Origin of the sequence: Pseudomonas sp. SWRI50 (assembly GCF_014269095.1) — a bacterium.
In the GTDB taxonomy this organism is placed as follows: Bacteria; Pseudomonadota; Gammaproteobacteria; order Pseudomonadales; family Pseudomonadaceae; genus Aquipseudomonas; species Aquipseudomonas kermanshahensis.
Genome location: NZ_JABWRW010000018.1, coordinates 115,077 through 131,960, shown reverse-complemented (window position 1 = coordinate 131,960; position 16,884 = coordinate 115,077). Strand labels below are relative to the sequence as shown.

4 protein-coding genes are annotated in these 16,884 nt (G+C 66.9%); all 4 read left to right on the top strand.

Going from position 1 to position 16,884, the window contains the following annotated elements:
* Positions 1 to 12,015 (top strand): BapA/Bap/LapF family large adhesin (locus HU750_RS19025; RefSeq protein WP_186681792.1); only part of this gene is annotated, 12,015 nt, incomplete at its 5' end.
* 63 nt (positions 12,016 to 12,078) lie between these two features.
* Positions 12,079 to 13,515 carry a TolC family outer membrane protein gene (locus HU750_RS19020; RefSeq protein ID WP_027595499.1) on the top strand — a complete coding sequence of 479 codons (1,437 nt, stop codon included), beginning with the start codon at positions 12,079 to 12,081 and terminating at the stop codon, positions 13,513 to 13,515.
* Entirely contained in the window at positions 13,512 to 15,674 is a 2,163-nt protein-coding gene (locus HU750_RS19015) for a type I secretion system permease/ATPase (RefSeq protein WP_186681790.1), read from the top strand. The genes HU750_RS19020 and HU750_RS19015 overlap by 4 nt, the downstream gene beginning before the upstream one ends.
* Entirely contained in the window at positions 15,671 to 16,855 is a 1,185-nt protein-coding gene (locus HU750_RS19010; protein ID WP_027595497.1) for an HlyD family type I secretion periplasmic adaptor subunit, read from the top strand. The genes HU750_RS19015 and HU750_RS19010 overlap by 4 nt, the downstream gene beginning before the upstream one ends.
* Positions 16,856 to 16,884 lie beyond the last annotated feature (29 nt).

Below are 16,884 nucleotides of genomic sequence, written 5' to 3'. Positions count from 1 at the left end.
GCGCCGAGTGAACTGGCGATCAACGCCGACGGCAGCGTCGTCACCGGCCGTGCCGAACCGGGCAGCACCGTGCGGGTGCTGGCAGCTGACGGCACCGAACTGGGCAGCGCCCTGGTCGGCCCGACTGGCACCTTCAACATCACCCTCGATCCGCCTCAAGTCGATGGCGAGGTGCTGCAAGTTACTGCGACCGACGCTGCAGGCAACGCCTCAACCGCCGGCACGGTCACCGCGCCGGATATCGACGGCGGCGACACCACGCCACCAGACGCACCCACCAACCTGGTCATTGCCCTCGCCGGCAGCCAGCTCAACGGTCGCGGCGAAGCTGGGGCAACCGTGCAAGTCCGTGATGCCGAGGGCAACCTTGTCGCCAGCGGCTCGGTCAACCCGGATGGCACCTTCCAGATCACCCTGGACCCAGCCGTGAAAGACGGCAGCACCCTGCAAGTGGTGCTGACCGACGCGGCAGGCAACGCCTCTGAGCCTGGCTCGGTAACCTCGCCAGACCTGCAAGCGCCAGAGCAGCCTACCGGCCTGGAACTGGCCAACGGCGTCACCCTCACGGGTAGCGGCGAACCGGGCGCCACCGTGCAGGTGCGCGACGCTGCGGGCGACATCATCGGTACCGGCCTGGTCAACGAAAACGGCAGCTTCAGCCTCACCCTTACGCCTGCCCAGGCCAATGGCGAAGTGCTGGACATCCGCCTGGTAGATGCCGCCGGCAACACCTCGACCCCGCTGCCATTCGATGCACCGGACATCACCGCGCCGGCTGCCGTCAGCGACATCGTGGTCGGCACGGGTGGCCTGGCCCTGAGCGGCCGTGGCGAAGCGGGGGCCAACGTCGAAGTGCGTGACGCCCTTGGCTCGGTCATCGGCACCGGCACGGTATTAGCCAACGGCACCTTCCTGATCGACCTCGACCCGGCGGCACTGCCAGGCGAGCGCCTGAGCCTGGTGCAGACCGACGCGAGCGGCAACGCCTCCGAAGCCCTGCAATTCGATGTCCCTGTGACCACCGCGCCGGCCAGCCCGAGCGAGCTGGTGGTCGCCGAAGACGGCACCAGCATCAGCGGGTCCGCCCCGGTCGGCAGCCGCGTGGAGGTCCACGATGCTGACGGCAACGTGGTCGGCAGCGTGGTGGTCGGCGCCGAAGGCACCTTCACCGTCGTGCTCACGCCAGCACAAGCCAACGGCGAACTGCTGGATGTAGTGGCAATCGACAGCACCGGCGCATCGTCCCTGCCGGTACAAGTCAACGCACCGGACATCACTGCGCCTGTCACACCTACCGAACTGGCCATCAGCACCGATGGCAGCGTGGTCACCGGGCGTGCCGAAGTGGGCAGCACGGTGCGGGTCCTGGCGGCCGATGGCACCGAGCTGGGCAGCGTTCTGGTCGGCCCGAGCGGTGCCTTCAGCATCACCCTTACCCCGGCACAGGTCGATGGCGAACAGCTGCAAGTCACGGCCACCGATACCGCAGGCAATACCTCGACAGCCGGCAACGTTACCGCACCGGATATCGACAATGGCGACACCACGCCACCAGAGCCGGCCACCAACCTGGTGGTCAGCAATGATGGTCTGACCCTCTCGGGCCGCGGCGAACCTGGTGCGACCGTGGAGGTTCGCAACGATCAGGGCCAGGTGGTGGTCACGGGAACGGTACAACCCGGTGGCGACTTCACCGTGCAGCTGCCCTCCTCGGTTGCAGACGGCTCGTCCCTGCAGGTGACCTTGACCGATGCCGCTGGCAATACCTCGCAGCCGAGCTCGGTGCTCACGCCGGACCTCGCCGCGCCGCTGCAACCTACCGACCTTGTCCTCAGCGAGGGCATCAGCCTGACCGGTAGCGCCGAACCTGGCGCCCGAGTGAACGTCCACGACGCGTCAGGCAACTTGATCGGCAGCGCCATCGCCGAGCCCGACGGCACCTTCACCCTCACCCTGGACCCGATCCAGGCCAATGGCGAAACCTTGGCCATCACCGTGGTCGATGCCGCGGGTAACACCTCGGTGCCACTGAGTTACGTGGCAGCGGACATCACCGCACCGGCGATCATCACTGACGTCGTCGCGGGTGCCGGCAGCCTGGCGGTCTCCGGTCGTGGCGAAGCCGGCGCCAAAGTGGAGGTGAAAGATGCCGATGGCACGGTCATCGGCAGCGGCACCGTCGCCCCGAACGGCACCTTCGTGGTTGACCTCGAAACGCCGCTGGCGGCAGGCCAGGCCATCGTCCTGGTGCAAACCGATGCTGCGGGTAATGAGTCGGTAGGCATCGCCGTCATCGTTGCTGATGTACCGCTGCCCGAAAGCCCGAGCGGGCTGGTGCTGGCAGCCGACGGTTCGTCCATCAGCGGCAGTGCCCCTGCGGGCACGCAGGTCGAGGTGCGCGACGCACAGGGTAATGTGCTGGGCAGTGTCCAGGCCGGCCCTGGCGGCGCCTTCACCATCGGCCTCACGCCAGCGCAGGCCAACGGCGAAACACTGGATGTAGTCGCCATCGATGCCGATGGCAACAACTCGCTGCCAACCCAGATCATTGCCCCTGATATCACCCCGCCGAACCAGGCCAGCGACCTGCAACTGAGCGCCGATGGCAGCACCCTCACCGGTCGCGGCGAGCCCGGCACCACCGTGCAGGTCACCAACGCCCAGGGCGATGTGCTGGGCAACGCCCAGGTCGGTGCCAATGGCGTCATCAGCGTGGTTCTGACCCCGCCGCAAACCGACGGCCAGGAACTGGACGTGACCCTGCGCGACGCCGCAGGCAACACCTCTACCGCAACCGTCAACGCGCCCGACCTGGACGGCCCGCTGCAGCCTTCGGGCCTGGCCATCGACACCAACGGCCTCCACCTCACCGGGCAGGGCCAGAGCGGCTCGACCATCACCGTGCGTGCAGAAGATGGCACCATTCTGGGCACCACCACGGTGGGTGGCGACGGCCGCTTCGACGTCACCCTCAACCAGCCTCAGCGCAATGGCGAAAGCCTGACCGTGGACGCCACCGACAGCCTCGGTAACAGCGCAGGCCCGGTCAACTTCACCGCGCCTGATACCACGCCACCGCAAGCGGTTGGCGAGGTAGCCATCGACGGCGCGGGCCTGACCGTCACCGGCACCGGTGAACCCGATGCAACTGTGACCGTACGCGCGCCGGATGGCACCGTGCTGGGCACAGTTGTGGTCGGTGCTAACGGCGCGTTCGAAATCACCCTGGACCCGCCGCAGACCAACGGCCAGGCACTGACCGTGGATCAACGCGACCCAACCGGCAACCTGTCCACCGCCGTTACCCTGCCGGCACCCGACAGCGAGGCACCGGATACCCCGACAGGCACCACGTTGTCCGCTGATGGCCGAACCCTCACCGGCACCGGTGAACCCGGTGCGACGGTAACCGTGACCGGCACGGCTGGCGCAGTCGTGGGCACCGCCGTGGTCGAGGCCGATGGCAGCTTCCGCGTGACCATCGACCCGCCACAGCTCAATGGCCAGACCCTGTCGGTCACCCAGGCAGACAGCGCCGGCAATGACTCCCCTGCCGCCCTCGTGACCGCACCTGACCTTGAGGCACCGGAAGCCGCGCAAGGCCTGGGCCTGGACCCGACAGGCACGGAACTCAGCGGCCAGGGCGAACCCGGCAGCACCGTGGAAGTACGCAACGCTGCCGGGGACTTGCTGGGCACCATCCCGGTGAATGGCGACGGCACCTTCACCGTCACCCTCACACCCGCCCAGACCAACGGCGAAGTACTGTCGGTGGTATTGATCGATAACGACGGCAATGCCTCGCCATCGGCCACCTTCACGGCCGACGACAGCACCGCACCCACCGCGCCGGCCGGGCTTACCATTACCCCGGGCGGCAACGCCATCCAGGGTACCGGTGAGGCAGGTTCGACCGTCGAAGTGCGCGCCCCTGACGGCAGCCTCTTGGGCTCTGTGGTTGTGCCAGCAGGCGGTAACTTCACGGTGCCGCTGTCCCCTGCGCAACTCGATGGCCAGGCGCTGGAGGTCACCTTGACCGACGCCGCGGGCAACGAGTCCCTGCCCACCCAGATCATTGCACCGGACATCACCCCGCCGGCACTGCCCACTGAGGTGGAGGTCAGCCCGGATGGCACCACCGTGACCGGCAACGCGCCGGGCGCAACGACGGTGACGGTGCGGGATGCAGCCGGCAACGAGACCACCGAGCCGGTGAACCCTGACGGCAGCTTCAGCGTTACGCTGCCGACTCCGCAGACCAACGGTGAACCCGTGACCGTGGTAGTCAGCGACGGGGCCAACAGCGCTGCGCCCATCACCGTCACGGCACCCGATACCACCGACCCGCTCCCGGCCACGGGGGTCACCGTCAGCCCGGATGGCAGCGTGGTCGGCGGCGGCGCCGAACCTGGCAGTACAGCCGTCATCCGCAACCCGGATGGCAGTGAACGCGGCAGCGAAACCGTCGGGCCGGACGGCACCTTCGTGGTACCCGTCACGCCGCCACTGGCGGAGGGCGAAACCGTCGACGTGGTGGTGATCGACCCTGCCGGCAACGAGTCCACCCCCGTTTCGCTGGAGGGCCCGGATGGCACCGAAGCCGTTACCCCAAGCGGCCTTGCCATCAGCGCCGACGGCTTCCTGCTCACCGGCCAAGGCACCGTCGGGTCACTGATCACCGTGACCTCGGGCGGCATTACCCTGGGCACGGCAACGGTGGGTAGCGATGGCACCTTCCGGGTGTTCTTCCAGAATGCCCAGCTCAATGGCGAGACCTTGGTGGTCACCGCGCGCGCCACGGTCGATGGCGACCCATCGGTACCCGCCACCCTCGTGGCCAACGACACCACCGCGCCAGCCGCCCCGATCGTGGATGGCATCGACCGCACCGGCAGCACGCTGACCGGCCATGGCGAAGTGGGTGCGACCGTACGTGTGGTCAATGCCCAAGGCGACGTGCTTGGCACTGCCACCGTCGGCAGCAATGGTTTGTTCAGCATCAGCTTCGCGCCACCGCTGACCAATGCCCAGAACCTGATCGTCACCCAGGCCGATGCGGCCGGTAACGTGTCGCTCGCAGCCACCTTGCAGGCCCCTGACCTGCAGGCGCCGCTGGCGGCCAGCAACCTCAGCCTCAACAGCGCGGCCACCGTGCTCAGCGGCGAAGGTGAAGCCGGTGCCACCGTCACCGTGCGCGATGCCAGCGGCGACATTCTGGCCACCGGCACCGTCAACCAACTCGGCCAGTTCCAGATCACCCTGCCGAGTGCGCAAACCAGCGGCAGCCCGCTGCAGGTCACGCTCAGCGACGCCGCCGGCAACATTTCTGGCCCGGCCAGCCTGGCCACGCCAGACCGCACGCCGCCTGCAGCCATCAGCAACCCCGTACTGAGCCAGGACGGCAAGCAGCTGTCGGGCAGCGGTGAGGCAGGCGCCACCGTCCAGGTGCGCAATGCCGCCGGGACCGTGCTCGGCACGGCCGTGGTTGGGGCCGATGGCCGCTTCACGGTGGTCTTCGACACCCCGCAAGCCACCGGCCAGGCCATCGGCGTTACGCAGGTGGATGCGGCTGGCAATACCTCGCCAGCGGTCAATGTCACCACCCCTGACCTGACCCCGCCAGCGCCGCTGACCAATGTGGTGCTGAACAACAACGGCCTGACCCTGACCGGCCTCGGCGAAGCCGGCGCCACCGTCACCGTGCGCGGCCCGGATGGCACCATTATCGGTACCGGCCTGGTAAGCGCCAACGGCAGCTTCACCCTTACCCTGGACAACGCTCAACTCAACGCCCAGCACTTGAGCGTGACCCAGACCGACGCAGGCAATAACACCTCCACCGCCGTGGCGGTCACCGCGCCGGACTTCACCCCACCGCCTGCCCCAACCGCGCTGGCCTTGGCCGCCACTGGCCTACAGTTGACCGGCAGTGCGGAAGCCGGCAGTACCGTGACCGTGCGCGATGCCTCTGGCAACGTGCTGGGCACTGCGGTGGCTGGCAGCAACGGCACCTTCCAGGTCACCCTGAACAGTGCCCAGACCAATGGCCAGACCTTGCAGGTAACCGCCACCGATGCCGCAGGCAACGTGTCGCCGGCCGCGCCTTACACCGCAGCCGATACCACGCCACCTGCCGCAGTCGCCAACCTGTCGGTCTCCGCCAATGGCGCGACCCTCACCGGTACCGGCGAAGCCAACGCCACGGTCACCGTTCGCGCACCGGACGGTACCGCACTGGGCACGGCCACGGTGGGCGCCGATGGCAGCTTCACGGTCAACCTGTCACCTGCCGCCATCACCGGCGAAAGCCTCAGCGTGGTGCAGGCCGATGCCGCGCAGAACGTTTCACCTGCACAGACCGTCACCGCACCGGGCATCCTGGCGCCAGAGACGCCCGACAACCTGGTACTGGCCGCTGATGGCCTGGTAGTAACCGGCACGGCAACGCCAGGCAGCACGGTCACTGTCTACGGCCCCAACGGCGTATTGCTGGGCACAGCCCCGGTCGCCGACGACGGCACCTTCACGGTCAACCTCGGCAGCGTCCAGGCCAACGGCGAAGTGCTGCATGTGAGTGCGGTAGGCACCGATGGCAGCACGTCGCTGCCAGCCACCCTGCAGGCACCGGACACCACGGCACCGCTGCCACTGGCCAACGTCGTGCTGTCCAGCGATGGGCTGGTCCTCAGTGGCCGCGGCGAGCCGGGTGCCACCGTCTCCGTGATCGGTGAAGGTGGCGTCGACCTCGGCACTGGTGTTGTCGATGCTAATGGCAACTTCAGCATCAACCTGGGCAGCGCGCAGATCAATGGCGAACAGCTCAGCGCCAGCCAGTCCGATGCCGCCGGCAACGAATCCAACAGCATCAGCCTTATCGCGCCGGACCGCGTGGCGCCCGATGCCGCCGAGAACCTGGCCTTTGCCGGTGGCGGCAGCCTGCTCAACGGTACCGGCGAAGCGGGCAGCACTGTGCGCGTGCTGGCCGCTGATGGCAGCGTACTGGGCACTACGGTGGTGCGTGGTGACGGCAGCTTCCAGGTCGACCTCAACGCGCCCCAGGCCAACGGCCAGCAAGTGCAAGTCGTGCTGACCGATGCCGCTGGCAACCAGTCGGCTGCCAGCCCCATCACCGCGCCGGATACCACCCCACCCACCGCGCCAACCGAGCTGGCCATTTCCAGCGATGGCATCACCCTCACCGGCCGCGGCGAAGTCGGCGCGCTGCTGATCGTCACCGGGCCAGATGGCAGCGAGGTTGGCAGGGCCACTGTCGATGCCAGCGGCCATTTCACCGTGATCCTAAGCCCAGCACTGGGTAACAGCGAGCTGCTCAGCTTCACCCAGACCGACACTGCCGGCAACGTGTCGCCAGTGGCTACCCTGCTGACGCCAGACTTCACCCCACCCGCCGCGCTCACCGATGTCGACATCACGCTCGACGGCAGCGTGGTCACCGGCCAAGGCGAAGCCGGTGCAACTGTCACCGTGAGCAACGCCGCAGGCGCGGTGCTGGGCTCAGGCATCGTACTGGCCGACGGCAGCTTCCGTGTTGAGTTGACACCGCCACAGATCAACTTCGAAACACTCTCGGTACAACAGGCCGACCCACCCGGCAACATCAGCGCGCCGGTCAATATCCTGGCGCCGGACCTCACGCCACCGGAGGCAGCGACCGAACTGCGGCTCAACGCCGCGGGCGATCTACTCAGCGGCGTCGGCGAAGCGGGTGCGACTGTTAGGGTCTATGTCGGCATCACGCAAATCGGCACGGTCCAGGTAGACGCGGACGGTACGTTCCAGGTCAACCTGAGCTCGGCGCAGCTCAACGGGCAGGTGCTGCAAGTGACCGTGACCGATGGCCGCGGCAACATCTCGCCGATCAGCACGACCACGGCAGTAGACATCACACCGCCCGCCTCGGTGATCGCCACGATCAACGACAGCGGCACCCAGCTGATCGGCACCGGCGAGCCCGGCTCACGGGTCACCGTGGTCAACAACCAGGGCGACCTGCTTGGCCAGGTCTCGGTCGACCCGGACGGCACCTTCGTGCTCGACCTGAACGCGGCGCAAATCAACGGCGAAGTGCTGACCCTCATCGCCCAGGACGCCACCGGCAACCCATCCGCGCCACTGCAAGTGACCGCGCCAGACCTGACGCCACCGGTACAGCCGAGCGACCTGTTGCTCAATCCGGCCGGCACCTCGATGACGGGTACTGCTGAAGCGGGTACCACCGTCACCGTTCGCGGGCCGAACAACAATGTGGTCGGCGAGGTGGAAGTCCCTGCAAACGGCCAGTTCACCGTCACCATCAACCCAGCCCAAAACAACGGCCAACTGCTGACTGTGGTGTCCACCGACGATGCCGGCAACAGCTCGCTGCCTGCCAGCTACCAGACCAACGACACCTCGCCACCTGACGTGGTCACGGACATGGCCATCAACAACACCTTCGACGTGCTGACCGGTAAAGGCGAGCCAAATGCGATCGTCACCGTCAGCCGCGGCGGCACTGTGCTGGGTACCGGCCAAGTGGATGCGGCCGGCAACTTCCAGATCACGCTGGTACCGCCTGCGGGTATTCTGGCTACGCTGGGGGTGACGCAATCTGACGGCTTCAACACCTCGGCGGTCGCGACCTATGTCACGCCATTGGTGGCACCGCCCGTGCCGCCAACCAACGTGACCCTGGGCAGCGATGGCCTGACCTTGCAGGGGAATGCGCCGAGTGGTGTCGGTATCCGCGTCTACGATGCCGCCGGCAACCTGATCGGCACCGGCGGGGCCACCCTCAATGGCACCTTCACCCTGCAACTGAACACGGCGCAGCTCAACGGCCAGCACCTGACCGTGACGGCTGTGGCATTGGTGGGCGGCGAATCGCAACCGACCTTCGTGCAGGCCGCCGACATCACGCCACCGGCCAACCCGGTGGTAACCGGCCTGTCTGCCAACGGCCTGGTACTGAGCGGTACCGGTGAGGCCGGGGCCACGGTAACCGTGCGCGACGCCAGCAACAACGTGCTCGGCACCGGGCTGGTGAATGCCGGTGGCGCGTTCAGCATCAACCTCAATACCCCGCAGCTCAACGGCCAGGTATTGGGCGTGAGCCAGGCTGACGCGGCAGGCAACGTGTCTGGCAGCACCAGCGTCACCGCCATCGACGTGCAGCCACCGGCCGCGCCGACCAACCTGGTCATCAATGGCGCTGGCACCGAGCTCACAGGGCGTGGCGAGGCGGGTGCAACCGTGACCGTGCAAGGCCCGAACGGCGCGCTGGGCTCGGCCGTGGTTCAAGCCGATGGCACGTTCACCATCACCCTGACCACACCGCAAAACGATGGGCAACTGCTGGTGGTGCGCCAGTCCGACCCTACCGGCAACCTGTCCAGCAGCGTCAACGTGACGGCGCCGGACACCACACCGCCAGCCGCGCCGCTGGCCACCATCAACGCCAACGGTACGGCCGTCAGCGGCTCTGGCCAGGTCGGCAGCACCGTGACGGTGCGCAACGGCGCAGGCACTATCATCGGCACGGCCACGGTGGGCAGCAACGGCCTGTTCGTGGTCAGCCTGACCGCGGCGCAGATCGACAACCAGGCCTTGAGCGTCACCCTCACCGACGGTGCAGGCAATGTCTCGACCGGCACTGCGCTCACCGCACCGGACCTGACCCCGCCAGCAGTCGCCGGCAACCTGGCGATCAGCGCCGACGGCAGCACCCTCACCGGTAGCGGCGAAGTGGGCGCCACCGTCACCGTGCGCAGTGCCAACGGCACCGTGCTGCAAACGGCGGTGGTACAACCGGACGGCAACTTCACCGTGACCCTGAGCCCGCCTCAAGACAACGGCCAGTTGCTGTCGGTGACCATCAGCGACGGGCGCGGCAACGTGTCCGGTAACGTCAACATCACCGCACCAGACGTCGATGCCAACGCCCCGGTAATCGCCAGCGACAACCTGGTGACCGCCGAGGTCAACCTGGCACCGGTGGTCAGCTCGCGCAGCTATCAGGACAGCTTCACCACCTTGCTGGCAGGCTTCACCAAGACCTACACCTGGACGGTCGGTGCCGGCACCACCGTGGACCCAACGCTGACCCTGAACACCAGCAGCGCACTGTCGCTGCTCGACAATGCCACCTTCACCCTGCAAGTGAAGAACGCTGCCGGCAACTGGGTGACCTTGGCCACGGGCACCAGCCAGGGCCTGCTCGACCTGATCCTGCTGCCGCTGGGCCAGGGCATTCGTGTCGACATCGGTGAGTTGCAGGCCGGTGACTATCGCCTGACGGTCGGCAGTGGCGGCATCGGCCTGATCACCAACGTGACCACCACGCTGGACATCGAGACCACCAGCCTCACGCAGTTCACCGGCACCGGCACGGCAAAAACCGGCAACGTCATTACCGACGTTGGCACCGACGGTAGCGTCGATGCCCTTGGCCCGGACAGCGCCGCCGTGCTGCAGGTAATGAAGAACGGCAGCTATGTGTCGGCGGGCAGCGCCACCACGGTGCAAGGCCTGTACGGCACCCTGGTGATCCGCGGTGACGGCAGCTACACCTACACGCCTAACGGCAGCCCATCGAGCGTCGGCAAGGTCGATGTGTTCAGTTACCAGCTGCTGCATGCCAACGGCGCCTCCGATGCGGCCAACCTGTATGTGCGCATCGACAGCCCACAAGCCACGGAGATCTGGAGCGACACCAACTACAGTGCACCGGCCACGGTGCTCGACGCGGTCAACGACGCCGGCACCAGCCAACTCACCCTGGCCAACCGGGTGGACACCAGTACCGCTTCGCTGGGCGTACTGACCCTGCCTTTGATCGGCTCACGCCAGGCCACCTACACCACCAGCGTTGCCGCCGACACCACGGCCAACCTGCAAGTGGTGGTCAACTCGACCAACCTGCTGAGCCTGCTCAATGGCACCACCATCGACCTGCTCAAACTCAACCCGGCAACCGGCCAGTATGTGCTGGTGCAGTCGGTCGGCGGTGGCTCGCTGATCAGCCTGCTCGGTGGTGGTGCGGGCTACACGTTCCAGAACCAGGGGGCCGGCACCTACCACGTGCGCGTCACCGCGGGCGGCATCGGCCTGGCCAGTTCGATCACCACCAGTGTCAACGCCACCACCACGCACCTGACCGAGTTCGTGGTCAGCGGCGCCACGGCGGTCACCGGCAACCTGTTGGCCGACGACAACCTTGGCTCGCCATTGACCGTGCTGAGCGTAATGACGGCGGCCAACACCTACACCATCCCGGGCTACAACGGGGTCAGTGTGGCGGGCAGCTACGGCACCCTGCTGGTGCAAGCAGACGGCAGCTACACCTACACCCTCAACGCCGGGCTGACCAATGCGGTGATTGGCCAGCATGAAACCTTCACCTACGAGCTGACCCACCCCAACGGCACCACCGACACCGCCAACCTGACCATCAGCCTGGACAACGCCGCCAACTTCACGGCCACCAGCTCGCTGCTGGCCGACAGCGGTGACGAAGGCGTGGCACTGGCCAGTCTCGCGGCGGTGGCCTCCAGCGAAGTGATTGCCGGCACCGATGGCAATGACCACCTCGATGGCAGCCAGGGCGGCCACATCACCCTGCTGGGTGGTGCGGGCGATGACACCCTGGTGGTGGTCGACCAGAACTTCGCCAGCGTCGAGGGTGGCAGCGGTAACGACACCCTGCTGTGGGGCGGTGGCGATGCCAGCATCGACCTGGGCAACCTGGTCGGGCGGGTCCACGACATCGAAGTGATCGACCTCAACGACACCAGCTCGGTGGCGTTGACCCTGAACCTGGCGGACGTGGTCGCGATCACCGAAACCGGTAACGACACACTGGTCATCAAGGGGGATGAAAAGGACTCGGTTCACATGACGGACAACTGGGCGCTGGTCGGGAACCAAACTGCCGACGGCATCGACTATAACCAATATACGGCCCAGGAGGATCCGAGCCATCACCTGTGGGTGCAGAACGGTATCCATGTCGTCTGAGGCCGCTGCAATCCCGCCGGGCAATCGCCCGGCGGCAAGGACGAACAGCAGTAAGGGAACTATGTGAAGCGAAGCAGTCCGCTGTCACCGCTGTTGCTGGGGGCCTTCGGGCTCCTGGCCCTGAACTTCAACACGGCTGCCCAGGCAGCCGACGACATCGACCCACAACTGCGCCAGATCGGGCCTTCACTGCTACGTGATGCGCCCGACGCGGTGCCCGCCCGCCCACCTATCGGCATGGCCCCCGTCAGCAATGGCGACCGCCTCGGGCTGACCGAAGCGGTGCTGCAAGCCGCGCAATGGCACCCCAGCATCGCCGAGGCCATCGGCAACCTCTACAAGCAAGGCGAAGGCATCAACGTTGCCCGCGCCGGTTACTACCCGCAGATTTCCGGCGGTATCCGCACGGGCTATGACACTGGCTACGGCGGCGACCGCAACAGCCAGGCGCTCAACCTGTCGCTCAAACAGATGCTCTACGACTTCGGCAAGGTCGACAGCGCCGTCAGCGCTGCCCAGGCCGCCGCCGCCCGCGCCCAGGCCAATATCCTTCTGGTGGTCGACGAACTGGCCCGCGACACCGCCTATGCCTGGGTCGAGACCCGCCGCTACGAGCAACTGATCACGATTGCCCGCGACCAGATCCGCGGGGTCGGCGACATCGCCGGCATGGCCCGCCAGCGCAGCGACATGGGCGCCAGCACCCGCTCCGACGTGGTCCAGGCCGAATCCCGGGTAGAGAGCGCCCGCGCCACCCTGGAGGAATACCAGTCACAGTACGAACGCTGGCGCTCGACCTTGGCATCACTGCTCGGCCGGGTCACACCGCCCATGCTGGCCGAGGAATCGCCCCCCGAGCTGAACCAGGCCTGCAAGCGCCCGGGGCAAGGTGATGACCGCCTGCCCGCCGTGTTGATGGCCTTGGCCCAGCGCGCCCAAGGCCAGGCCGAACTGGCCCAGGCCAAGGCCGAGGCCTACCCGACCGTGTCGCTGCAGCCGCAGGTCAACCACTACCTGGACAACGACTACAACCGCGACAACTCACGCATGGACCGCACCCAGGCGGGCATCTACCTGAACGTCGAGGTGCCCATCTACCAAGGCGGTGCCATCAGCGCCCGCACCCGCGCTGCGGGCCATTCGCTGACAGCCGCCGACTCGGCCGAAGATGCTGCACGCCTGCAGGCACGCCGTGGCCTGGCCGAGGCCATGGCGCAGACTTCGGGGCTGGGCCGTCGGCTGAGTTCGCTCGAAGCCCGCCAGGTCAGTATTCAGGAGGCGCGCATGCTTTATGGCCGGCAGTACCTGGACCTGGGCACCCGGCCCCTGCTCGACCTGCTCAACGCCGAGCAGGAAATCTACCAGTCTCGTTTCGAACTCGCCGGCACCCGCTCCGACTTGCTGCGCCTGGATGTCGACTGCCTTTACAACACCGGCGCCCTGCGCACGGCCTTTGGCCTAGAGGGGCGTAACCTGCAAGGTGTGGAGATCCAGCCATGAACGAAACCGTCAATGTGACCCTGCCGAGCCAGGCCCCGGAGCAAACGGCCAACACTCGCCCCGACCTGGGGCCTTGGCTTGAGGTCATGCTCCAGGTCGCGCACCACTATCGCCTGGACGTATCGCCCCAGCGCATTCGCCTGGCGGCCGTCGAAGATGCCCGCCCGCTGGATGAGATTCTCCGCCACATGGCACGCCAGGCCGGCCTGGCGCTGCGCTTCGTGCGCTTCGATGCCAAAGGCCTGCGGCAGTGGCGCACGCCGCTGGTGCTGGAACTCGACGATGGCCAGCTGGCAGTGGTCGAATCGGTGACCGAAGAAGACGACCTGGCGGTGGTCTTCGCAGGCGACCAGGGCCTGACTTCGCGCCTGCCCCGCGACACGCTCAAGGGGCGCATCACCCGGGTCGCCCTGCTGCGCCCGGCGCGGCCGTTGCGTGATGTGCGCACCGACGACTACACCGCCCCCTACGACCGCCACTGGTTCGCGCGTATCGTCCTGCGCGACCTGCGGCCCTATGGGCAGGTGATGGTCGCCTCGCTGGTGGCCAACGTGTTGGCCCTGGCCGGGGTGCTGTTTTCCATGCAGGTCTACGACCGGGTGATCCCCGCCGAATCCCTGCCCACGCTGTACGTGCTGTTTGGTGGCGTGGTGCTGGCGCTGGTGTTCGACTTCAGCATGCGCCTGCTGCGCCTGAAGGTCACCGACCTGCTGGGCAAACGCGCCGACTTGCGTGTCTCTGACCTGGTCTATGGCCATGCGCTGCGCCTGCGCAACTCGGTACGGCCCAAGTCCACCGGCTCGTTCATCTCGCAGTTGCGCGAGCTGGAGTCGATCCGCGACCTGATCACCTCGAGCACCGCCACCGCCCTGGCCGACCTGCCGTTCTTCCTGCTGTTCCTGTTCGTGTTCTGGCTGATCGGCGGCGTGCTGGTGTTCATCCCGCTGGTAGCGCTGCTGGCCATGGTGCTGCCCGGGCTGCTGGCGCAACGGCGCCTGGCACGCCTGGCCAATGCCTCTATGCGTGAGTCGGCGCTGCGTAACGCCATGCTGGTGGAAAGCATCCAGGGCCTGGACGAGATCAAGGCGCTGCAAGCCGAAGCCCGCTTCGAGCGGCAATGGAACCAGTACAACGCCGCCTGCGCCCACACCAACCTGCGCCTGCGCACCTTGACCAATGGCTTGGTGACCTGGACGCAGAACGTGCAGGGCGCGGTGTTCGCCGTGGTCATCGTCATCGGCGCACCGATGGTGATCGCCGGCGACCTCACCACCGGTAGCCTGGTGGCGGCGTCGATGCTGTCGTCGCGCATGATGGCGCCGCTGGCACAGCTGACCCATGTGCTGACCCGCTGGCAACAGGCCAAGGTGGCCCTGCAGGGCTTGGACAAGTTGATGCAGTCACCGGTCGATCACCCTGAAAACGAAGCCCGCGTGCACCTGCCGGCCATCCGCGGCGAGTACCAGCTGCGCCAGGCCAACTTCCGCTACAGCGCGGAGGCGCCTCCCGTCCTCACCATCGGCCAGCTGGACATCCAGCCGGGTGAACGCATCGCCGTGCTAGGCCGCAACGGTGCCGGCAAATCCACCCTGCTGCAGGCCCTGGGCGGCGCCATGGACCTGGTCCAAGGCGAAATCAACCTGGACGGCATCGCCCTGGCCCATCTCGACCCCGCCGACCTGCGCCGCGATGTCGGCTTGCTGCCGCAATACTCACGGCTGTTCCACGGCACCCTGCGGGAAAACCTGACCCTGGGTGCCGGCCAGGCCAGTGACCAGGAGTTGGTCGCGGCGCTGGCAGCCACCGGCGCCTTGGAGTTCGTCCGCAGGCTACCCAAAGGTATGGACCACCTGATTCTGGAAGGCGGTGTCGGCTTGTCCGGCGGCCAACGCCAGGCCTTGGTGCTGTCGCGCCTGTTGGTGCGCCAGCCGCAGGTGCTGTTACTGGACGAGCCGACCGCGTCCCTCGACGACATGACCGAACGCAAGTTGCTGGATAACCTCGACCGCTTCTGCCAGGGCCGCACCCTGGTAATCGCCACCCACCGCCTGAGCGTGCTGCAGCGGGTCGACCGGATTATCGTGCTGGATGGCGGCCGCATCGTCATCGACGACAACCGCGATGCCGCGTTGGCCAAACTGCAAGGAGCCCAGGCATGAGCAACCATGAACTCCCGGCGTCCTACCTGGACGGTCAGGATGACCAGGCAGTATTCCGCGCCGGCCGAATCATCACCATCTGCGCGCTGATGCTCGCAGCGTTCCTGGCCTGGGCGGCCTGGTTCGAAGTCACAGAAGTTTCCACCGGCACCGGCAAGGTGATCCCCAGTTCGCGCGAGCAGGTGATCCAGTCGTTCGAGGGTGGCATCGTCGCCCAGATGAGCGTGGCCGAAGGTGACCTGGTCGACCGCGGGCAGGTGCTGGCCCAGCTCGACCCGACCAAGACCGCCTCCAGTGTGGGCGAGAGTGAAGCCAAGTACCGCGCGGCCAAGGCCAGCCAGGCGCGCTTGCGTGCAGAGGTCACCGGCAAGCCGCTGGTGTTCCCCGACAGCCTGCGCGACTCCCCCGACCTGGTCGACGCCGAAACCGCGCTGTACCAGACCCGCCGCCGCGGCCTGGAACAGACCCTGGCCGGTATCGACGATTCGCTGCAGCTGGTGCGCAGCGAACTGAAGATCACCGAGAACCTGGCGAAGATGGGCGCTTCAAGCCGCGTCGAGGTGATCCGCCTGAACCGCCAGCGCTCGGAACTTGAGCTCAAGGCCAACGAAGCGCGCTCCGATTACCTGGTACGGGCCCGCGAAGAGCTGGCCAAGGCCAGCGCCGAGGCCGACAGCCTGTCCGAGGTGATCCGCGGGCGCAGCGACTCGCTGACCCGCCTGACCCTGCGCTCGCCGGTGCGCGGTATCGTCAAGGACATCGAGGTCAATACCTTGGGGGGTGTGGTCCAGCCCGGTGGGCAAGTGATGAAGATCGTGCCGATGGATGAACGCCTGCTGATCGAAACCCGCATCGCGCCCCGAGACATCGCCTTCATCCACCCCGACCAGGCCGCCAAGGTGAAGATCAGTGCCTATGACTACTCGGTGTATGGCGGGCTGGAGGGCAAGGTGGTCGGTATCTCGCCGGATACCCTGCAGGATGAGGTGAAGCCGGAGATCTACTACTACCGGGTGTTCATCCGCACCGAGCAGGACAGCCTGCAGAACAAGGCCGGCAAACACTTTGCGATCGTGCCCGGGATGATCGCCACGGTGGATATCCGCACGGGTGAAAAGACCATTCTGGATTACCTGATCAAGCCGTTGAACCGGGCCAGGGAAGCCCTGCGCGAACGCTGATGACCCGGTTATCCGATGCCCTGTAGCAG